Source organism: Aquabacterium sp. (genome assembly GCF_016234775.1).
Taxonomy (GTDB): Bacteria; Pseudomonadota; Gammaproteobacteria; order Burkholderiales; family Burkholderiaceae_C; genus Aquabacterium.
The window spans coordinates 88,391-108,292 of sequence record NZ_JACRAH010000049.1; the positions used below are offsets into that span (position 1 = coordinate 88,391).

A 19,902-nucleotide genomic window follows, 5' to 3' on the forward strand; every position below is an offset into this window, starting at 1 on the left:
TAGTGAAAAATTGCACGTTGCGATACACCTTATTCAGGGGATAGGTGTCAAGTGGTAACACTACTCTGACGACAACCGCCAAGCCCTTAGGCAAAGTGGTCGCGCATTCGGACATACAGCCGATACCAAAAGCATCAGGTGGATCAGTCCGAATTGGCGTCCCGTCAACCCTGTTGAGGAGTCCCTCCTATGTCAGAGAAAAAACTTCGGCGCCTACCATTGGCGGCCGCAGCTTTGGTCGCCTGTATGAGCGCCCAGGCTGACTACCAGTCGCCTGATGGCAACTTCCGATTGTCTGGTTTTGGTACCTTGGGTGTTGCGCGCAGCAGCACCAACGAGGTTGGCTTTAACTACCTTGGTCAAGGTGGCGGTGCGGGCACCACGCCCAACCCCAATCCGGATAGCAAGCTCGCTGTACAGGGAACATATAAGGTTACACCTGCGGTTTCGTTCACGACGCAGATCATGACGAAATACGATGCGTTCGGGAGTTACGAGCCAAAGGTTGATTGGGCCTTTGCCAAGTGGCAAGCCTTGCCTGCCTTGACGCTCCGCGGTGGTCGCATGGGGGGGCCATTTTTCATGATCTCGGATTTCCGTGACGTGGGCTACGCGAACACGGCGATCCGACCTGCACTAGACGTCTATGCTCAGGTCCCTGTGAGTCAGTTCGAGGGCGCTGATGCAACTTATCAGACGAACCTGGGCTCGGCAACGCTCAATGCGACGGTTTACGCGGGTGACTCCAAGGCCGACTATGCCTCAGCACGGAAGAAGCAAGGTCAGCCTCTGGCTCCCTCTGAATTTACTCTCAGTGGCTTGCATGGCCTCAACCTGTCAGCCGAACTCGACAACGGTTTGACATTCCGCGTGGGCAAGAGCAAAGGCAAAGTCACGGTCCAGTCTCCCAGCATGGACCAGTTGGTTGCCGCAACAGGACCTGGCGGGCCATTGGCGGCGATACCGGGCTTGGCTGCTCAGGTCAATCAATCTGTCGTTGTGCAAGACAATGGAATTTCCTTCACGGGCTTTGGTGTTGCGTACGATCAAGACAACTGGGTGATCAGTGCGGAGTACACCAAGCGTCGTTCTGAGAAGTTCATCTCTAGCACAACGGGCTGGTATGGCAATGTAGGTTACCGAGTTGGAAAGTTCACGCCATTCGTTGGTTTATCTCGTCTGTCCGTGGATCGGATTACCGGTAATGCTGTGACGGCACCGTACTCTGCAGCGCAACTTGCGGCGTTGGCGGCGGGCTTGCCTGGCACGCTTGCCCAATACACGGGTGCGTTGACCGCGAACGGGGGGGCGGCTCAGGTCAGCACTGGGGTTCAAGCGCTCTTGGATACGCAAAAGCTCGCCCAGCGGACCACGACTCTCGGGTTTAGATGGGATGCCGCCGCGAACGTTGACGTGAAAGTCCAGTGGGACCATGTCACCAAGCCCGCAGGTTCCTACGGTTTGTTCTTCACTGAAGATCCGTATGACAGCAAAGCGACCACCTTCCGAGATAGTTCACGCAGGGTCAATATTTTGTCCCTTGCTGTGGACGTTGTGTTCTGAACGGAAGGGAGCATCACATGAAACTCAAGCACACCCTTCAAGCCGCCGCCGCAGTTGCACTTCTGACCCTGGCTCAAGCAGCCAGCGCGCAGGTCGCTGTGATCGTCAACCCCAAGAGCTCGCTGGCCTCGATGACGCCACAGGAGGCCGCTGCCATCTTCCTGGGTAAAACGTCGACCTTGCCGACTGGCCAGACTGCGGTTCCCGCAGACTTGCCTGAATCCGCCACGGCACGCGACATGTTCTACAGCAAGGCTGCAGGCAAATCGTCCGCACAGGTGAAAGCCACTTGGGCGCGTCTGACCTTCTCTGGTAAGGCCACGCCTCCCAAGGAAGTGCCGACTGCCGCTGACGTGAAGAAGCACGTGGCCTCCAACGTGGATGCCATCGGCTACATCGAAAAGTCTGCAGTGGATAGCACGGTCAAAGTTGTTCTGACCGTGGAATAAGTCTCTCCAGGCAAGGGTTGTCACGCGATCACTCGTGTGGCAACCCTTTATTGTTTCTGGACAAAGACAAATTCCTGGGGACCTCTACAATCTCGCGTCCCGTTGAAAGGTCCCTGATGTTTTCTTCCGAGTTTTTCGGGTCGCTGCATGATGCACTCGTGCAATGGGCGATCCAAGGTCTGACAGACGCCAGCTGGTGGCAAATTATTGCCTATACCCTGGTTCTGACGCATATCACCATTGCATCTGTCACGATCTTCCTTCATCGTGCTCAGGCGCACCGCGCCCTTGAGTTGCACGCCATCCCTTCTCATTTCTTCCGTTTCTGGCTGTGGCTGACCACCAGCACGGTCACCAAGCAATGGGTGTCGGTGCACCGCAAGCACCACGCCAAGTGCGAAACCGAAGAAGATCCTCACAGCCCGGTGACCCGTGGCATCAAAAAAGTGCTGTTGGAGGGCCGCGAGCTGTATCGCGACGAGTCCATGAAGGCCGAGACGCTCAAGAAGTACGGCCACGGCACGCCCGATGACTGGCTGGAGCGCAAGCTGTATACCCCGCGCAATAACTGGGGCCCCATTGCCATGCTGCTGATCGATCTGGCCCTGTTTGGCGCCATCGGCATCACCGTGTGGGCTGTTCAGATGCTGTGGATCCCCATCATGGCCGCTGGCGTGATCAACGGCATCGGTCACTTCTGGGGTTACCGCAACTTCGAAGCGCCTGACGCCTCCACCAACATCTCCCCTTGGGGCATCCTCATCGGTGGTGAAGAGTTGCACAACAACCATCACACCTATCCCACATCGGCCAAGCTGTCGGTCAAACCCTACGAGTTCGACATTGGCTGGGGTTACATCCGTGGCCTGGAACTGCTGGGTCTGGCCAAGGTTCGCAAGACGCCACCCCGTCTGCAACTGGGAGACATCAAGCCCGTGGCTGATGCCAAGACCCTGGAAGCCATCGTGGCCAACCGCTATGAACTGATGGCCCGTTACGCCAATGAGGTGCGTCTGGCTTGCTCGGTTGAAGTGGCACGCCTGAAGGCCAGCGGTCAGGTATCTGCCGCCAATCAGTTGCTGCGTGCGCGCAAATGGATGCACCGCGATGCCGACAAGCTGCCTGCCGGCATGCAGCAGGAAGTCGATCAGGCGCGTGCAGCCAATCCTCAGCTGGACAAGCTCCTGGCCATGCGTGAAGAGCTGCGTACCCTGTGGACACGCACGAACGTGTCTGCTGAGCAACTTGTGGTCGAGCTGCAGGCCTGGTGTCAGCGCGCCGAAGCCAGTGGCATCGCCGCCCTGCAGGACTTCTCTCGCAAACTGCGTGCAGCCCATGCCTGATGCTGCTTGCGCCAGCCTGGCTGGCGTGTAAGGTCAAAAGCGTGCCTCTCGATGGCACGCTTTTTTTTCGCCTATGGCGATCATTTCTCACATCGAATTGAAAAAACGCTTAGTGCAGCCTTAAGTGCTCGCTTTTCCAGCCGTAAACCTGTCCGGTATTTCGTATTCTGATTTCGCCATCCTGAATTTTTTGGTTGGTGAATATCGGGTCCGAGCGTGAGCTTGAATGATCAAGATGCTGCGCTCGACACCGGATCATTTAAAGGTTGACGGCAATGGAACAAACCATGCAGAGTCCAGTCGATACGGCTAGCAAGCAAGCCACAGGGGCCGATCCGGCCACGCATGCGCCTTCGAGCTCCAACCCGCTGCGCAAGATCATCTTCATGGTCGGCGTGGCCATCGTGGTGTTCCTGGCGGTCACCAGCTACAGCGTGCGCAAGTCCGTGCAGAGCAGCGATCAGCTGACGGCGATCAAGGACTTGTACTTCCCGGTGCTGCAACAGATCGACGCCAACATCGTCCGTCTGGACAAGATGGAAGAGTTGTTCATGCGCTCGGTGATGCTGGGCGAACATGACCCGCTCGATGAAGCTCAGGACTTCTTCCAGAAGGCGGATCAGTCCTTCGCCGAGATGGAAAAGATCTACCCTGAGCGAGCGAAGGACATCCAGGCGCTGCGCAAGGAGAACAAACAGTACGACGACATGGCCTTGAAGACGGCAGAGGACTTCCTCGCCAACAAGGTCGCGAACATGCCCGAGCAGACCAAGCGGATGAACAAGACGCTCAATGATCTGCGTGGGTCGATCAAGAAGTTCCGCGAGTCCAGCTACAACAACTTTGTCAAGACGCTGGCCCAGTCGCAGCAGACCGTCAAGCTCAACCTGTACATGGGTATTGCGTTGGGGATCATGAACTTGATCTTCATGGGCGTGCTGGTCTTCTTCATCCGCAACAACGTCGCGATGATGGCTGTGATCGCCGAGCAGAACGCTTCCCTGGAACGCCGTGTGGCCGAGCGCACATCGCAGTTGCGCCAGAAGACGCACGACATCCAGGCCATGCTGCAGAACATGCCTCAAGGTGTGCTGACCGTGCTGCCCGGTGGTGTGATTCACCCCGAGTACTCGGCCTACATGGAAACCATCTTCGAAACCAAGGACATTGCCGGCAAGAACTTCATGGAACTGGTGTTCACCAATACCAGCCTGGGTTCGAATGACCTGTCTCAGGTGGATGCGGCAGCCGGTTCCTGTATCGGCGAAGACCTGATGAACTACGAGTTCAACTCGCACCTGCTGGTGACCGAGTTCGACATCACGCTGCCCACGGGCTCCGTCAAGAGCCTGGAGCTGAGTTGGTCGCCCATTGCCGATGACAACGACGTGGTCGAGAAGCTCATGCTGTGTGTGCGCGACGTGACCGAGTTCAAGAAGCTGGCCAGCGAAGCCGGTGCGCAAAAGCGCGAACTGGACATCATTGGCGAGATCCTGGCCGTCAGCCAGGAGAAGTTCCAGGACTTCATCGAGTCGTCCTACAAGTTCGTGGCCGAGAACGAAGAGCTCATCCGCAAAACGCCCCAGAAGGATCTGGACGTGGTGGGCCTGTTGTTCCGCAACATGCACACGATCAAGGGCAACGCCCGTACCTATGGCCTGCTCAACATGACCAACGTCGTGCACGAGACCGAGCAGGAATACGACGAGCTGCGCAAGGACGAAGAAAAGGTCTGGGATCAGGATTCCCTGCTCAACCAACTGGCGCAGGTGCATGCCCTGGTCGACGACTATCACCGCATCAACGACGTCAAGCTGGGCCGCAAGGGGCCGGGCCGTCGCGGCAATGTCGAGCGCTTCCTGATGGTGGACAAGGATCAGGTCGGTCGTACGCTGGAGCTGATCAAGAACACCGGTGCCAATGACGCCGAAGCCATGCGTGCCGCGCTGGCCGATGTGGAGCGCACACTGCGCCTGATCGGGACCGAGAAGATCGATTCCGTGCTGAGCGGCATTGTCGAATCCATGCCTTCCCTGGCCAAGGAGCTGGGCAAGGAGCCGCCGAAGATCACCATTGCCGACAACGGCATCGTGGTGCGCACTCAGGCGATTGGCTTGCTCAAGAACGTGTTCACGCACTTGTTCCGCAACTCGATGGACCATGGCCTTGAAACAGGCGATGTGCGTCACGCCGCGGGCAAGAACCCGGTTGGTCATATCAAGCTGGACGTGGATTTGGCGGATGGTCAGCTCAAGCTGAAGTTGTATGACGACGGTAAGGGTCTGGCAGTGGGCCGTATCCGGCAGAAGGCCATTGACAGCGGCCTCATCCAGGCCGGCGACAACACGCCGCCCGAGACCGTGGCCAACCTGATCTTTGCCTCAGGCTTCTCGACCGCCGACAAGGTGACCGAGGTGTCCGGGCGCGGCGTGGGTATGGATGCCGTGAGAGGCTTCTTGCGCAATGAAGGTGGCGATGTGGCCATCCGCTTCACGGACGACAAGGCCGACTCCGATCAGCGATCCTTCGAGCTGCAGATCACCTTGCCAGACAAGTTCGCCGTCAAGGCCTGAGCCAGTTCTGCCCAATGAAGAAAGCCCTGCTGGTTGACGCTGGCAGGGCTTTTTTATTGACATCAAGTCAAGGTGTGAAAAGCGTGCAATTTGGACGCCTGTGCAACTTTATGACGGCTGACATCCGCCGATAAGCTCAGGTAACACTTCAGCTCTTGACATGGTTCATGTTGGGGCTGCCTGAACACCGCAAGGTTTGAACATGCTGCTCTACTCGATTCTGTTTCTGTCGGGATGCTTGATTGGCGCATTCGGTGCATGGTTTCACCATCAACGTGCGCTCAAGCTTCGAGGTGAACTTGTGTCGGCCCCCGAGGCTCGTGCGCGTGAAGAGGTCTTGCAGCGCACGGTTGAAGAACTGCGCCACGAGCTTGATCAACAGCACCATCAACTGCATAGCGAGCAGTCTGCGGCGCAGTCCGAGCTCAGCCAGTTGCGTCAATCGCTGGAACGCGAGCTCAATGAGGTGCAGGGCGTGGCCGCCGGCAGCAAGGAACAGACGCTGGTCAATTGCAATCGCCTGGCGGATTCCATCGACAAGCTGCTCACGCTGATCAAGACGTTCGAGCGTTGGCATGCCGACATGAATGTGCTGATCACGCACAACCGCGAGATGCATGATCGCAATGACGAATTCGCTGCCATCGTGCGGCAGGTGGTGATCGTGGCGCTCAATGCGTCCATTGAAGCGGCGCGTGCCGGCGAGATGGGCAAGGGCTTTGCGGTGGTGGCCAACGAGGTGCGGACCCTGGCCAATCGGGCAGAGGCCTTGTCCAACGATTACCGCAACAACCTCTACAAGAACGACCTGATCACCACGACCACCTTCCAGGACCTGCAGGCGGGCGGCAAGATGATCATTGGCGCGGTGACCGAGCTCCAGATGATCAACACCAAGACCAAGGATGCCTTGGTCGCAGAAGCCATCTGAGCACCATGATCAGCCAGCAAGCCAAAGACGCGTTCGACTTCATCGTCACCGGTGCGCTCAAGAACGCCTTGTGTGCGTCATCGGAGGGGCAGTGCGAGGTCTCCGTGATCGCTGATGCCAAAGAAGCCAAAGAGAAGAAGGTTGTCTTGCTGACGGTGTCGTCTTACACCTTCCGTGTGATGACGATGCTGTACTTCACGCTCAACAGGGAAACCAAGGCGCACTTCGCGGCCATCAACCGCTCCGAGGTCGAGGCCATGAACGAGTCCGACTACCTGGACGTGATCTGCGAGTGCGGCAACATTTTCTGTGGTGCGCTCAACCGTGAGCTGGGCAACCACTTTCCTCACCTCGGTATGTCCACGCCCAATGTGCTGGATCGCGAGTGCGTGGACTATCTGACCGAGCTGGATGCGGGCTATACGCAGCATTTCAAAATCTCGATCAATGAAAATTTCACGATGCACGCCAGTGTGTGTGTCTGTGAGTTTGCAGATATCGACTTTAAGGTCGATATGACTCAGACCGAAGAGAGTAACGGCGAGCTGGAACTCTTCTAGTCGTCAACATCCATCCCAGAAGGATTAGGACCATGGTTGAAAAAGCAGAACTGGTCAGCAAAGTGCTTGTACTGGAAGACTCGCAGGAAGCGGCTGCCAGGATCAAGGCATTTTGCGATGCCAACAATCTGGTGGGTGTGAAGGCCCAGGCAGAAAACGTCATGGGCGTGCTCAAGTCCAATGTGGATCTGGGGGCGATCTTTTTGAGCGAAGACTACGGTGGCGGCACGGCCGACGGCGGCATCAGCCTGGCACGTGAAATTCACGAAGTGCGCCCTGAGCTGCCGATCTTCTTGCGTCGCGAGGTGGCCGACGATCTGGACTCCTTGAGCGAGTCTGATCGCCCTTTGTTCAGTCAGGGCTACAGCATCGGCAACATCGACAGGTTGGGTCCTGTCATCAACGAGACGATTTTCAGCCTGGTGTATCCCAACGCCCTGGTGCGCGGTATCACCGAGATCACCAAAGCGGCTTTGGAAAGCCAGTTCAAGGATGTGGATGTCGGTAGTGAGGCGCCCTACATCGTGCGCGACCGGATCATCTACGGCGAGTTGTTCACCTTGATCCCGCTGGAAAGCAACTGGTGCCGCGGCTACATGATGCTGCAGACCGAAGAGCAGCCGCTGGTGAAGTTCGTGGAGTCGGAGAAGACGCACATCTCCACCGAGTTCGTCAACTTCCGTGACATCAACCACGTGCTGGGCGAAGTCACCAACCTGGTGTGGGGTTCGTTCAAGAACCGCTTCATCTCGTATGAGCCGCTGGAAGGCCGCTCATCGCAGGTGCCCATCATGGTGAACCACCTGCACCGCTACATCTCCTTCGGTTCGGAGGATCCGCAACTGTGTTTCAAGTACACGCTGTCGGACAAGAGTGGCAATGGTCCCAACCTGGTTCTGTATCAACGTTTCGTGTTCAACCTGAGCTGGTCGCCAGACAAGTTCAAGGAAAACGAAGCGCTGGTCGAAGATCTGTTTGATTCGGGTGAGCTGGAGCTCTTCTGATTATTTTCTCAATGAGGTGAACAAACATGGCACAAGTTCTTGTGGTTGATGACTCCGCTACCGTCCGCAATGAAGTCGGTGATTTTCTGAAGAAGGCCGGTCTGGACGTGATCACGGCCGTGGACGGTCGTGATGGCCTGGCCAAGCTCAAGGGCGACCCCCGCGTGAAGCTGGTGGTCAGCGATGTCAACATGCCCAATATGGATGGCCTGACCATGGCCGAGAAGATCCGTGGCGAGCTGGGTAATGCCACCGTCAACATCATCATGCTGACCACGGAAAACACGCCCATCATGAAAGAGCGCGGCAAGGCTGCCGGCATCAAGGGCTGGATCGTCAAGCCTTTCAAAGGTGACGCCGTCATCGCCACCTTCAAGAAGCTGGCCGAGTAAGGGCTGCGGCCGCGTGTCGGCAACAAAAAACCCGCCGGGCTTGCGCTGGGCGGGTTTTTTTGCATGCAAGCCTGAACTTGCAGGGCGTGCGCTGAATTACTTCAGCTTCACTTCCTTGTAGGCAACGTGCTTGCGTGCCTTGGGATCGAACTTCATGAATTCCAGCTTTTCAGGCGTGGTCTTCTTGTTCTTGCTGGTGGTGTAGAAGTGGCCGGTACCCGCAGTGGATTCCAGCTTGATCTTTTCGCGTCCGCCTTTTGCAGCCATGATCGTGTCTCCTGATTACAGTTCGCCGCGGGCACGCAGGTCAACCAGGACCTGATCGATGCCCACTTTGTCGATCAGACGCAGAGCGGCGGTGCTGATGCGCAGACGCACCCAGCGGTTTTCGCTCTCGACCCAGAAACGACGGTACTGCAGGTTAGGCAGGAAACGACGCTTGGTCTTGTTGTTGGCGTGAGAAACATTGTTTCCCACCATCGGGCCCTTGCCCGTGACTTGACAGACGCGTGCCATGACGCTTCTCCGTTCACATTAAAAGCGCTTGAAAGCGCTGGTGTTGCGGTCTCGGTGCTCAGAGCAGGGCTTTGTTGGCCCTGGTAAGCGCCCTTCCGGAAGCTTCAAACCCTCACACGCTTCGGTTTGATCTAGCTGACCAACCTGGCAAGGGCTACCCACTCCGGGACGAATTTCGGCAAAACCGAGATTATAGCCAGATTCTTTGCACTTGGCAAAGTCCTGGCCAGTTTTGCTTGACGGAGGGCTTACTTGTCGAGGAAGCGCTGGGCATCCAGGGCCGCCATGCAGCCGGTGCCGGCGCTCGTGATGGCCTGGCGGTAGACGTGATCCTGCACGTCGCCAGCGGCAAAAACGCCCGGCACGCTGGTCTGGGTGGCGAAACCTTCGCTGCCGCCCTTGGTCAGGATGTAGCCGTCCTTCATCTCCAGTTGGCCCTTGAAGATGTCGGTATTGGGCTGGTGACCGATGGCGATGAAGCAGCCCTGGAGCTTGATCTCCGTGGTCGAGCCATCGTTGACGTTCTTGACGCGCACGCCGGTCACGCCGGACTGGTCGCCCAGGACTTCGTCCAGCGTGTTGAACAGGTGCAGTTCGATCTTGCCGGCGGCCACTTTTTCATGAACCTTGTCGATCATGATGGGCTCGGCGCGGAACTTGTCGCGGCGGTGGATCAGGTGCACCTTGCTGGCGATGTTCGACAGGTAGAGCGCTTCTTCCACAGCGGTATTGCCGCCGCCAACCACGCAGACCACCTGGTCGCGGTAGAAAAAGCCGTCGCAGGTGGCGCAACCACTCACGCCGCGGCCCATGAAGGCTTCTTCGGAGGGCAGGCCCAGGTACTTGGCCGAGGCGCCGGTGGCGATGATCAGTGAATCGGTCGTGTAGGTGCCGGCATCGCCCTTGAGCGTGAAGGGGCGCTTGGACAAGTCCACTTCATTGATGTGGTCGAACACCATATTGGCGTTGAAGCGTTCAGCATGTTGCTGAAAGCGCTGCATCAGGTCCGGGCCCTGCACACCGTGCACGTCAGCGGGCCAGTTGTCCACTTCGGTGGTGGTCATCAGCTGACCGCCCTGGGCCATGCCGGTCACCAGGGTGGGCTTGAGGTTGGCGCGAGCTGCATAAATGGCGGCCGTGTAGCCGGCGGGGCCCGAGCCCAGGATCAGGACGTTGCTGTGTTGTTCGGCGCTCATGGCGGTTTTTCTCTCGGTGAAGTCGTAGGTCGAAGCTTAGCCGGTTCGGAACTGTGCGGTCTTCACGGCGCTCTTTTGCCCTTGGGGCGAGAGTGTCGCTGCATAAAGTGCTCAATATTTCCGAACCACTGCCGAAAATTGTAGAGACAGGTTGTTTGTCACACCACGCACAGGTGAAAAGTCTCACCTGAAATTCAAATTTTCTTGACAGGCCCATCCCGTCTGAACATAGAGGAGCTGCCATGGCCATGTTGTCCAATCTCGATCTGATCCGCCGCGTACCGCTGTTTTCGATGCTGACCCAGGCGCAAGCCGAGTCCATCGCCGAAGGCGTGGTCAAGCGTCGTTATCGCCGAGGCGAGTTGATCGTCGAGCGTGGTCGCAAGACCAATTCCCTGTTCATTCTGCTGACGGGCCGTGCCCGTGTGGTGGCCTCGGACGAGCGCGGTCGCGAAGTCATCCTGGCCGTGCTGGAAGCCGGCGACTACCTGGGTGAAATGAGCCTGATCGACAACGAACCCCATTCCGCCACCGTCCGTGCCGAAGTGCAGACCGATGTGCTGGTGCTGGGTCGTGCCGAATTTGCCCGCTGCCTGCCTGAAAATTCTTCGCTGTCCTACGCCATCCTGCGTGGCCTGGTGCAGCGCCTGCGCAATGCCGACCGCCAGATCGAATCCCTGGCCCTGCTGGACGTGTATGGCCGCGTGGCCCGCGCCCTGCTGGACATGGCCGACGAAGACGCCGGCGAGAAGGTCATCCGCGGCAAGGTGTCGCGCCAGGATCTGGCCAAGCACGTGGGTGCCTCGCGCGAGATGGTGTCGCGCGTGATGAAGGACCTGGAAGAGCGTGGCCTGATCGAGACGCAAGATACCGGCAGTGTGGTGCTCAAAGATCGCCTGGCCGCCACCGCCTGATTGCCCCCGCAGTTTCTCTATGTAAACGCCTCTCGCGGCTCTCGCGAGGGGCGTTTTTCATGGGCGAAATTCCCCCACAATGCGTGGCATGACATTTCCCCTGGGTTCTCTCCGTTCTGAGGGCGCTGCGCCTGGCAAGGGCAGCGATCGTGGTCGGGCCGATTCGGCTCCTGGCGTGCGCGTGAGTGGTCGCTTGCACCGTGTGCCCGCGGCACCCGTGGTCGAGCAGGCCGAGCCGCTCGAGAACACCTTGCGTTTCCAGGCTGGCCTCCTGCTGGGCGGCGTGTTCTGGCTGCTGGCGCTGTTGTCCATGCTCAGCCACAACCGGCTGGATCCCGCTTTCACCACCTCCGGGCAGCACCTGGAGCCCAGCAATTGGGTCGGGCATGCAGGTGCCTATGGCTCGGATCTGGCGCAATTCCTCTTCGGGCAATCGGCCTGGTGGCTGTTGCTCGTGGGCGCCCGCATCCTGCTGGGCGGGCTGGCGCGCTGGTTGCGCCGTGATTCGGCCGTCAGCGTGACGGTGGGCGCCAACCCGGCGCCTTTCGACCATGGCCATGAATTCGCACCCTGGCGTTTGTGGCTGGGCGTGATCCTGCTGATGTCGGCCAGCTGTGCGCTGGAGTGGACGCGCCTGTATCGCCATGAACTGAGCCTCGCCGGCGAGCATGCCGGCGGCATCCTGGGCCTGAGCTTGGGGCAGTTGAGCAGCAAGTGGCTGGGTTTCAACGGCTCGGGCGTGTTGTGGATCGCGCTCCTGGTGGCGGGCGCCTCCATGGCTTTGAAGTTTTCCTGGCTGGATCTGGCCGAGCGCATTGGTGCTCTGGTGGACCGCCTGCGCGAGAAGCGCGAGACCAAACGCGAAGTGGCACAGGACATCCGCATTGGCGAGAAGGCGGCCATCGAACGTGAACGTGTGGTCGAAGAGGTGCGCCACGAGGCGCCAGCCGACCCTATCCCGCTGATCATCGAGCAGCCCGTGGTCGAGGTGCCCAAGTCCGAGCGCGTGGTCAAGGAAAAGCAAAAGCCCTTGTTTGCCGAGATGGGCGACAACAAGCTGCCACAGATCGATCTGCTGGACAGCGCCACGGGCCGCATGGAGACCATCACCTCCGAAACGCTGGAGATGACGTCTCGCATGATCGAGAAGAAGCTCAAGGACTTCGGTGTGGACGTGCGTGTCGTCGCCGCGTCGCCGGGCCCGGTGATCACGCGCTATGAGATCGAGCCCGCTACGGGTGTGAAGGGCTCGCAGATCGTCAACCTGGCGAAAGACCTGGCCCGTTCGCTGTCCCTGGTGTCGATCCGGGTGGTGGAGACCATCCCCGGCAAGAACCTGATGGCGCTGGAGCTGCCCAATGCCAAGCGCCAGATGATCCGCCTGACCGAGATCCTGGGCTCGCAGATCTACCACGAGGCCCAGTCCATGCTGACCATCGGCCTGGGCAAGGACATCGTGGGCGCGCCCGTGGTGGCCGACCTGGCCAAGATGCCGCATTGCCTGGTGGCCGGTACCACCGGCTCCGGTAAATCGGTGGGCATCAACGCGACGATCCTCAGCTTGCTGTACAAGGCCGAAGCGCGTGATGTGCGCCTGATCCTGATCGACCCGAAGATGCTGGAAATGAGCGTCTACGAAGGCATCCCGCACCTGCTGTGCCCGGTCGTGACCGACATGAAGCTCGCCGGCAATGCGCTGAACTGGGCCGTGGGCGAGATGGAGCGCCGCTACAAGCTCATGTCCAAGATGGGTGTGCGTAACCTGGCCGGCTACAACAAGAAGATGGACGACGCCAAATCGCGTGGCGAGTTGATCCCCAATCCCTTCAGCCTCACGCCGGATGAGCCCGAGCCACTGGACCGCCTGCCGCATGTCGTGATCGTGATCGACGAGCTGGCCGACCTGATGATGGTGGTGGGCAAGAAGATCGAAGAGTTGATTGCGCGCCTGGCCCAGAAGGCCCGTGCAGCCGGCATTCACTTGATCCTGGCCACACAGCGGCCCTCGGTGGACGTGATCACCGGCCTGATCAAGGCCAACATCCCGACGCGCATTTCCTTCCAGGTCAGCAGCAAGATCGACAGCCGCACGATCCTTGATCAGATGGGCGCAGAGGCGTTGCTGGGGCAGGGCGACATGCTGTATCTGCCCTCCGGCACTGGCCTGCCCGTGCGTGTGCACGGCGCCTTTGTGAGCGATGAGGAGGTCCACCGCGTGGTGCAGTATCTCAAGACGCAGGGCGAGCCCAACTACATCGAAGGCATCCTCGAAGGTGGCAACCTGAGCGACGAAGGCAGCAACCTGGATGGTTCGCCATCCGGTGGTGGCGACGGCGAGCAGGACCCGATGTACGACAACGCCGTGTCTATCGTGTTGCAGCACAAGAAGGCCTCGATCTCGCTGGTGCAGCGCCATCTGCGCATTGGCTACAACCGTGCGGCCCGCCTGCTGGAGCAGATGGAAAAGTCCGGCCTGGTGTCGTCGATGTCAACCAATGGCAACCGCGAGATCATCGTGCCTTCGCGCGGTGGTGAAGGTGGCGCCACCGCTGCGCCCTGGGACGCCTGATCCAGGCAGAAAACCTAACAGAACATGAAGATGAATTCGAACTGGCGCCTGGCTGCGTCGAGTGCGCTGGCGGCAAGTTTGTTCGGTGCGACGGGTGTAGCCAACGTGGCGTATGCGGCCGATGCCGTGGCCATGCTGCGCAACTTCGTCAAGGACGTGCAGACGGCGCGCGCGAATTTCACGCAGGTCGTGACCTCACCAGATGGCAAGAAGACACGCAAGTCAACGGGCACGCTGGAGTTCCAGCGTCCTGACAAGTTCCGGTTTGCTTATGCAGGCCCGACCGAGCAGTTGATCGTGGGCGATGGCAAGAAGGTCTGGCTGTACGACACCGATCTCAATCAGGTGACCGTGCGGCCGATGAGCGCCACCATTGGCGCTTCGCCTGCTGCCTTGCTGGCAGGTGGGTCGCTGGACAAGGACTTCACCCTGAAAGCTGTCGCTGTGACTGCTGGCTCGTCGAGTGCGGCGACCGCGACCTCGACGCCTTCACAGGCAACGTCATCTCTCGAATGGGTGGAGGCCTTGCCGCGCCACAAAGACGGGCAGTTCCAGTCGGTGCGCGTTGGCTTCACCAAGAATGGCCAGCTTGCTGCCCTGGAGATCCTGGACAGCTTTGGCCAACGCTCACGCCTGGACTTTGCGCAATTCGAGTCCAAGGTGGTCTTCCCGACCACCCGGTTTCAGTTCACTCCGCCCGCAGGGGCAGATGTGTTGAATCAACCTTGATGCCTGGCGCGCCACATGGCGCGGCCCCAGGCAGGTTGACCCATTTGTAGGGGTGTCAGATGCCGCTGTGAATCAGCGCGCATGCCGACGGTGTCTTCCCGGCATTTATTGAAGTTCAGGCCCATACGCTGCGGGCCTGAACAACTTCCAGTGCATCACGTCAGAAGCCTGACGTGAGAAGGTTTCAATCAGCCTTCGCGCTTGCCAAAGCCTGGGCGCTTGCCACCAAAGCCAGGCTTGGGGCCCGACTTGAAGCCAGGCTTGGCACCGAAAGGCTTGCCGCCGAAGCCAGGCTTGTCGCCAAACGACTTGCCACCCGACTTGTCACCGAAGGACTTGCCGGCAGGCTTGCCGAACGGACGGTCACCTTGGGGGCGATCGCCGAAAGCGGGACGGTCACCAAACGGACGATCGCCACGAGGACGGTCACCGAAAGCAGGGCGATCGCCACCAAAGGCAGGACGGTCACCACGTGGGCGGTCACCGAAGGAAGGACGGTCGCCGCCGAACGGCTTGCGGTCACCACGGTCGGCGTTGAAGCCACCCTTGTTGAAGCCGCCGCGATCGCCGCCACCGAAACCACCACGGTCGCCACCACGGTCATCGCTGTTGAAGCGAGGAGCGCGGTCGCCACCGAAATCGCCGCGAGGTGCGCCGCCGAAGCCGCCTTCACGCTTGCCAGCGAATGCAGGGCGATCGCCACCGAAACCACCTTCGCGCTTGCCACCGAAAGCAGGACGGTCGCCGCCGAAGCCGCCACGATCACCACCACGGTCGTTGAAACCGCCGCGGTCACCGAAACCGCCTTCGCGGTTGGCGCCAAAGCGCGGTGCGCCACGGTCTTCACGGTTGCGATGACCAGGCATGGGCTTGCCCATGCGAGGGCCACGGCTGTCGCCGCCGGACTTCATCTTGGGCTCCAGGCCTTCGATGACGGATTCAGGGATGCGCTGCGTGGTGAAGCGCTCGATGCGGCGCATCATGCCGATGTCACGACGCTCGCACAGGGTCACAGCCAGGCCGCTGCGGCCAGCACGACCGGTACGGCCAATGCGGTGAACGTAGTCTTCAGCCTTCATGGGCATGCCGTAGTTGATCACGTGGGTGATCGTGGGCACGTCGATGCCACGGGCGGCCACGTCGGTGGCCACCAACACGCGCAGTTGACGCGAGCGCAGAGCCTGCAGCACGCGGTTGCGACGACCTTGAGGCATGCCACCGTGCAGGGCGGCCACAGCGTGACCCATGTCAGCCAGGCGGTCAGCCAGGATGTCGGCATCGCGCTGGGTGCTGGTGAAGATCACGGCCTGGTCAACGTCCTTCGACGTCAGCAGGTGGTCCAGCAGTTCATTCTTGTGCGACAGCGAGTCGGCCAGGTGCAGGCGTTGCTCGATGTTGTCATGGCTGTCTGTGTGCGACGAGACTTCGATGCTCACGGCATCGCGGGTCAGGCGCTGCGCCAGTTGACCAACGTGACCAGCAAAGGTCGCGCTGAACATCATGGTCTGGCGGTCTTCAGGCGTTTGGTCAGCAATGGCTTCGATGTCTTCGATGAAGCCCATGTCCAGCATGCGGTCGGCTTCGTCCAGGATCAGCACTTCCAGGTTGGACAGCACGCAAGCGCCGGTACCCAGGTGGTCGAGCAGACGGCCAGGGGTGGCGATCAGCACGTCCAGCGGGCCACGCAGGGCCTTGAGCTGTGCAGCGTAAGGCACGCCACCGACGATGGTGGCCACACGCAGACCTTGCATGTGACGGCCGTAGGTGTCAGCAGCCTTGGCCACTTGCATCGCCAGTTCACGGGTAGGTGCCAGAACCAGGACGCGAGGGCCGTAGGTCTTGCCCTTTTCGCGGCGCTTGGTGTTGTCGCCACGGGCGGCAATGATGCGTTCCAGCGAAGGCAGCATGAAGGCGGCGGTCTTGCCGCTACCGGTGCTGGAGGCCACGCGCAGGTCGGCACCCTTCAGGGCGGCTGGGATGGCTTCAACTTGAACCGACGTAGGTTGCGTGTAGCCAGAGTCCAGCAGCGAGCGGCACAGCATGGGGCTCAGGCCCAGGTCTTCGAAGCGGGGGCCTTCGTAAGCGGCCTCGGCAGTGATTTCTTCGCCTTCAACGGCTTCGTCTGCGTCTTCACCGAATTCTTCGGCTTGCAGGCGGCGCGCCAGGGCATCGATCAGGGAAGCGCTGTGGGCGTCAACACGCGACTCATCCACGGATGCTTCGATCTGGTCACTAACTTGGTCGTTAACGGGCAATTGGTTTTCTTGTGACATAACTTCTTTCAAGCAAGACAAAGCGCTGCCACTTGCCGAAAAAGGCAAGCAACAAAACGCCACGGTCAGGCGTTGACAAATCGTCAGACGGCCTGAGCCAAGGTGGGGTCGCTATGGATTCGTGTCCGTACTTCGTGACGAGCGCACAAACTGATCGAGCGAGTTGGCTCGGTCATCCGGCGAAGGCTTCAGCCTTATGTGGCCACGGTGAGTCGGTTGATAAGCGACGGCATCGCCGCCAACCGGAACTCAAGACACGCTCATGGTTGTCAGCCTGCACGTTTTGAAAGGCTTCTCTTGTTAGAGAGCTTCCGAAACCTTGTGCGGTGAACAACCCGGCTTGAAAAAGGTCAGAGGGGATGATCTTTATGCTTCGTGCCATCTCTGGCAGCGAAGAAGCATATTGTGACACCCCCTCAGGGTTTTGTCTAGTACCCGGCGTAAATCACTTCTGGCGGGTCATGGACAGCTCGATGGTCTGGTGGCGGCCGCGCAGGGCGAAGTCCACGCCAATGGGGATCAGAACGAGGCAGACGATGGCAAGGGTCAACATGGGGCACCTCAGCTTTCTTCTTGATGAAAGTGTCTTGTCTGGGGCCGACCTGGAACGAGCGCCGGGACTGTTTTGACAGCATGCGCCCGTGTCGTGATCTGCAAATCAGTAGAAACCTTCATCAAATCGTCACATTTCGGTGTTTCGTGGTTAGTGGCAAACAGCTAGCGCCGCGCCTGCGACAATTCAGGCATGTCCGATCTGTTCAAACTGGAGCCGGCACCGCCGCTGGCCGAGGCGCTTCGCCCCCATCAGCTGTCCGATGTGATCGGGCAGACGCATCTGCTCGGCGAGGGCAAGCCACTGAAGTTGGCATTTCAGTCTGGCAGGCCGCATTCGATGATCCTGTGGGGCCCGCCGGGCGTGGGCAAGACCACCCTGGCGCGCCTGACAGCCCAGTCGTTTGATTGCGAGTTCATCGCCTTGTCGGCGGTGTTTTCCGGCGTCAAGGACATCCGCGCCGCGATGGAGCAGGCCGAGCAAAACCTGTCTCGGGGCAAGCACACCATCCTGTTCGTCGATGAAATTCACCGCTTCAACAAGTCGCAGCAGGACGCCTTGTTGCCGTATGCCGAATCCGGTCTGGTGACCTTCATCGGTGCGACCACCGAGAACCCGTCGTTCGAAGTGAACTCGGCGCTGCTGTCGCGTGCTCAGGTTTATGTGCTGAAGTCGCTGACCGACGAGGAGCTCAAGCAGTTGCTGGCGCGTGCGCAAGCCAAGGCCTTGTCGCACCTGCAGTTTGACGAACTCGCGGTGGACACCCTGGTGGGCTATGCCGATGGTGATGCGCGCCGCTTTCTGAACCTGCTGGAGCAGTGCAACACGGCGGCCGGTGCGGCAGGCACCACCCACATTGATGCCGCGTTCATTCAAAACGCGCTGACGCTCAATGCCCGCCGCTTTGACAAGGGCGGCGACAACTTCTACGACCAGATATCGGCCTTGCACAAATCCGTGCGGGGCTCGAACCCGGATGGCGCACTGTATTGGTTGTGTCGCATGCTCGATGGCGGCGCCGACCCTCGCTATCTGGCGCGACGCATCGTGCGCATGGCCTGGGAAGACATTGGTCTGGCTGATCCACGAGCCATGCAGATTGCCAACGATGCCGCCGAGACCTTCGAGCGCCTGGGCGCGCCTGAAGGTGAGCTGGCATTGGGGCAGGCCGTGATCTATCTGGCCGTGGCAGCCAAGAGCAATGCCGGCTACAAGGCCTACAACCAGGCGCGCGCTTTCGTGAAGCAGGACAAGTCACGCGAGGTGCCGGTGCACCTGCGCAATGCACCGACCAAGCTCATGAAAGAGTTGGGCTACGGGCATGAATACCGTTACGCCCATGACGAGCCGCATGCCTACGCCGCAGGCGAAACCTACCTGCCTGACGGCATGCCCGATCCGCAGTGGTATCAGCCCGTGTCGCGTGGTCTGGAAGCCAAGATTGCCGACAAGATGGCTTTCCTGCGCAAGCTGGACGACGAGGCCAGCGGCAGCTGACCTGTCTGCTGACTGCGGTGCCGATCAGGGCAGCGTGATCGTGATGTTGGCCACTTGCGGCGCGAGTTGAACGATGTGGTGGTGTGCACCCAGGGCGTGCTTGGTTTGTTCGGTGAGTTGCCAGCGCAGCCCGAGGAAGCCCAGCAGCGCAATCAACCCGAACACCGAACCGATCACCCACAAGGGCACTTCATTTTTGAGTTGATGCTGAATCCGATCGGGAGCCGACCAGTGCGGCGCGAAGCCGGCACCATGCCCCTTGATGCGGGCGATCTCGTCTCCCAACCGCGCAGTGAGGTAGCCGAGTTTTTCCGTGCCTTCCAACAGGTACTTGCCTTGAAAGCCCAGCAGCAGGCACATATGAAAGACTTCGAGCGCCTGCACGCGCGGTGCGCCCTGGCGGCGCAGTTCTTCCAGCTTTTCGAAGAACTGTTCGCCTGCCAGTTGCTCGCCGAAGAACTGCATCTGCAAGGGCAGGCGAATCCAGGCCTCACGCGCCTTGAAGCCCGACATCAGCACGGCTACATCCACGGTGGCGCAGAACGCGTACTTGCACAGGTAGATGTCTTCGACGGAAGCCTGCATGCGCGTGGCGCCGCGTTCGAATGCGGTCAGAAACTGCTTGATGCGGTCACGGAACACATCTGCATCCAAGGGCGCGTGCTTGCCCTTGAGTAGAAACAGCAGGTAGAAGCCGTCGTACATCAGGTCCAGCAAGGAGGAGGCCTCCTTGTCGGTGGAAGCCACGGCGCGCAAGTGCGTTGGCTGGCGGCCTGTACCGATCTGGTCGGCGAACAGGCGAGGGGCGTTGGCAGCGGGGCTCATGTCGGTTGCTCCATC

The 19,902-nt window shown here is 59.8% G+C and carries 17 protein-coding genes; 12 read left to right on the forward strand and 5 right to left on the reverse strand.

Going from position 1 to position 19,902, the window contains the following annotated elements; translation table 11 throughout:
* The first annotated feature begins 189 nt into the window (after positions 1 to 189).
* The 8 genes from HY836_RS15115 (at position 190) to HY836_RS15150 (ending at position 8,815) form a co-directional block, all read left to right on the forward strand.
* Entirely contained in the window at positions 190 to 1,563 is a 1,374-nt protein-coding gene (locus tag HY836_RS15115; protein WP_290677470.1) for a hypothetical protein, read from the forward strand.
* Between the two features lie 17 nt (positions 1,564 to 1,580).
* A complete protein-coding gene (locus tag HY836_RS15120) occupies positions 1,581 to 2,012 on the forward strand; it encodes a hypothetical protein (RefSeq protein ID WP_290677473.1) in 432 nt (143 codons plus the stop codon).
* A 116-nt stretch (positions 2,013 to 2,128) separates the two neighbouring features.
* On the forward strand, positions 2,129 to 3,355 hold the full coding sequence (locus tag HY836_RS15125; RefSeq protein ID WP_290677476.1) for a fatty acid desaturase: 1,227 nt from the start codon (positions 2,129 to 2,131) through the stop codon (positions 3,353 to 3,355).
* 287 nt (positions 3,356 to 3,642) lie between these two features.
* The gene (locus HY836_RS15130) at positions 3,643 to 5,928 is read left to right on the forward strand and encodes an ATP-binding protein (RefSeq protein ID WP_290677479.1); all 2,286 of its coding nucleotides are present in this window, start codon (positions 3,643 to 3,645) and stop codon (positions 5,926 to 5,928) included.
* Between the two features lie 202 nt (positions 5,929 to 6,130).
* Positions 6,131 to 6,859 carry a methyl-accepting chemotaxis protein gene (locus tag HY836_RS15135; RefSeq protein ID WP_367114718.1) on the forward strand — a complete coding sequence of 243 codons (729 nt, stop codon included), beginning with the start codon at positions 6,131 to 6,133 and terminating at the stop codon, positions 6,857 to 6,859.
* A 5-nt stretch (positions 6,860 to 6,864) separates the two neighbouring features.
* Complete coding sequence (locus tag HY836_RS15140) at positions 6,865 to 7,419, forward strand: hypothetical protein (RefSeq protein ID WP_290677482.1); 555 nt, start codon at positions 6,865 to 6,867, stop codon at positions 7,417 to 7,419.
* A gap of 32 nt (positions 7,420 to 7,451) precedes the next feature.
* On the forward strand, positions 7,452 to 8,423 hold the full coding sequence (locus HY836_RS15145; RefSeq protein ID WP_290677484.1) for a chemotaxis protein CheX: 972 nt from the start codon (positions 7,452 to 7,454) through the stop codon (positions 8,421 to 8,423).
* 26 nt (positions 8,424 to 8,449) lie between these two features.
* Positions 8,450 to 8,815, forward strand: coding sequence for a response regulator (locus HY836_RS15150; RefSeq protein ID WP_290643709.1), 366 nt, complete (start codon positions 8,450 to 8,452; stop codon positions 8,813 to 8,815).
* A 96-nt stretch (positions 8,816 to 8,911) separates the two neighbouring features.
* On the opposite strand, the gene rpmG is transcribed toward HY836_RS15150, so the two are convergent.
* The 3 genes from rpmG to trxB all read right to left on the reverse strand — a co-directional run bounded on the left by rpmG (position 8,912) and on the right by trxB (position 10,527).
* Positions 8,912 to 9,082 (reverse strand): 50S ribosomal protein L33, encoded by a 171-nt coding sequence (gene rpmG, locus HY836_RS15155; protein ID WP_058087945.1) that lies wholly within the window; start codon positions 9,080 to 9,082, stop codon positions 8,912 to 8,914.
* A 15-nt stretch (positions 9,083 to 9,097) separates the two neighbouring features.
* Entirely contained in the window at positions 9,098 to 9,331 is a 234-nt protein-coding gene (gene rpmB, locus HY836_RS15160) for a 50S ribosomal protein L28 (RefSeq protein ID WP_290645379.1), read from the reverse strand.
* 248 nt (positions 9,332 to 9,579) lie between these two features.
* Positions 9,580 to 10,527, reverse strand: coding sequence for a thioredoxin-disulfide reductase (gene trxB / locus HY836_RS15165; protein ID WP_290677487.1), 948 nt, complete (start codon positions 10,525 to 10,527; stop codon positions 9,580 to 9,582).
* Between the two features lie 242 nt (positions 10,528 to 10,769).
* On the opposite strand from trxB, the gene HY836_RS15170 reads away from it, so the two are divergent.
* The 3 genes from HY836_RS15170 to lolA all read left to right on the forward strand — a co-directional run bounded on the left by HY836_RS15170 (position 10,770) and on the right by lolA (position 14,739).
* A complete protein-coding gene (locus HY836_RS15170) occupies positions 10,770 to 11,441 on the forward strand; it encodes a cyclic nucleotide-binding domain-containing protein (RefSeq protein ID WP_035039440.1) in 672 nt (223 codons plus the stop codon).
* 88 nt (positions 11,442 to 11,529) lie between these two features.
* A complete protein-coding gene (locus HY836_RS15175; RefSeq protein WP_290677490.1) occupies positions 11,530 to 14,010 on the forward strand; it encodes a DNA translocase FtsK in 2,481 nt (826 codons plus the stop codon).
* Positions 14,011 to 14,034: 24 nt separating this feature from the next.
* On the forward strand, positions 14,035 to 14,739 hold the full coding sequence (gene lolA / locus HY836_RS15180; RefSeq protein WP_290677493.1) for an outer membrane lipoprotein chaperone LolA: 705 nt from the start codon (positions 14,035 to 14,037) through the stop codon (positions 14,737 to 14,739).
* Positions 14,740 to 14,927: 188 nt separating this feature from the next.
* Here the strand turns inward: lolA and HY836_RS15185 are convergent, their stop codons facing one another.
* On the reverse strand, positions 14,928 to 16,781 hold the full coding sequence (locus HY836_RS15185; RefSeq protein ID WP_290677692.1) for a DEAD/DEAH box helicase: 1,854 nt from the start codon (positions 16,779 to 16,781) through the stop codon (positions 14,928 to 14,930).
* A gap of 976 nt (positions 16,782 to 17,757) precedes the next feature.
* On the opposite strand from HY836_RS15185, the gene HY836_RS15190 reads away from it, so the two are divergent.
* Entirely contained in the window at positions 17,758 to 19,062 is a 1,305-nt protein-coding gene (locus tag HY836_RS15190; protein ID WP_290677496.1) for a replication-associated recombination protein A, read from the forward strand.
* A gap of 24 nt (positions 19,063 to 19,086) precedes the next feature.
* Here HY836_RS15190 and icmH read toward each other — a convergent pair whose 3' ends face one another.
* Entirely contained in the window at positions 19,087 to 19,887 is an 801-nt protein-coding gene (gene icmH, locus HY836_RS15195) for a type IVB secretion system protein IcmH/DotU (RefSeq protein ID WP_290677499.1), read from the reverse strand.
* Between the last annotated feature and the right edge of the window lie 15 nt (positions 19,888 to 19,902).

Excerpts from the sequence above, each read along its gene's own strand:
- HY836_RS15170 (WP_035039440.1), top strand. The coding sequence starts at position 10,770 with ATGGCCATGTTGTCCAATCTCGATCTGATCCGCCGCGTACCGCTGTTT.
- HY836_RS15115 (WP_290677470.1), top strand. The coding sequence starts at position 190 with ATGTCAGAGAAAAAACTTCGGCGCCTACCATTGGCGGCCGCAGCTTTG.
- HY836_RS15175 (WP_290677490.1), top strand. The coding sequence starts at position 11,530 with ATGACATTTCCCCTGGGTTCTCTCCGTTCTGAGGGCGCTGCGCCTGGC.
- lolA (WP_290677493.1), top strand. The coding sequence starts at position 14,035 with ATGAAGATGAATTCGAACTGGCGCCTGGCTGCGTCGAGTGCGCTGGCG.
- rpmB (WP_290645379.1), bottom strand. The coding sequence starts at position 9,331 with ATGGCACGCGTCTGTCAAGTCACGGGCAAGGGCCCGATGGTGGGAAAC.
- HY836_RS15185 (WP_290677692.1), bottom strand. The coding sequence starts at position 16,781 with ATGCTGTGCCGCTCGCTGCTGGACTCTGGCTACACGCAACCTACGTCG.
- HY836_RS15130 (WP_290677479.1), top strand. The coding sequence starts at position 3,643 with ATGCAGAGTCCAGTCGATACGGCTAGCAAGCAAGCCACAGGGGCCGAT.
- trxB (WP_290677487.1), bottom strand. The coding sequence starts at position 10,527 with ATGAGCGCCGAACAACACAGCAACGTCCTGATCCTGGGCTCGGGCCCC.
- HY836_RS15145 (WP_290677484.1), top strand. The coding sequence starts at position 7,452 with ATGGTTGAAAAAGCAGAACTGGTCAGCAAAGTGCTTGTACTGGAAGAC.
- HY836_RS15140 (WP_290677482.1), top strand. The coding sequence starts at position 6,865 with ATGATCAGCCAGCAAGCCAAAGACGCGTTCGACTTCATCGTCACCGGT.
- icmH (WP_290677499.1), bottom strand. The coding sequence starts at position 19,887 with ATGAGCCCCGCTGCCAACGCCCCTCGCCTGTTCGCCGACCAGATCGGT.
- HY836_RS15125 (WP_290677476.1), top strand. The coding sequence starts at position 2,129 with ATGTTTTCTTCCGAGTTTTTCGGGTCGCTGCATGATGCACTCGTGCAA.
- HY836_RS15150 (WP_290643709.1), top strand. The coding sequence starts at position 8,450 with ATGGCACAAGTTCTTGTGGTTGATGACTCCGCTACCGTCCGCAATGAA.
- HY836_RS15190 (WP_290677496.1), top strand. The coding sequence starts at position 17,758 with ATGTCCGATCTGTTCAAACTGGAGCCGGCACCGCCGCTGGCCGAGGCG.
- HY836_RS15135 (WP_367114718.1), top strand. The coding sequence starts at position 6,131 with ATGCTGCTCTACTCGATTCTGTTTCTGTCGGGATGCTTGATTGGCGCA.
- rpmG (WP_058087945.1), bottom strand. The coding sequence starts at position 9,082 with ATGGCTGCAAAAGGCGGACGCGAAAAGATCAAGCTGGAATCCACTGCG.
- HY836_RS15120 (WP_290677473.1), top strand. The coding sequence starts at position 1,581 with ATGAAACTCAAGCACACCCTTCAAGCCGCCGCCGCAGTTGCACTTCTG.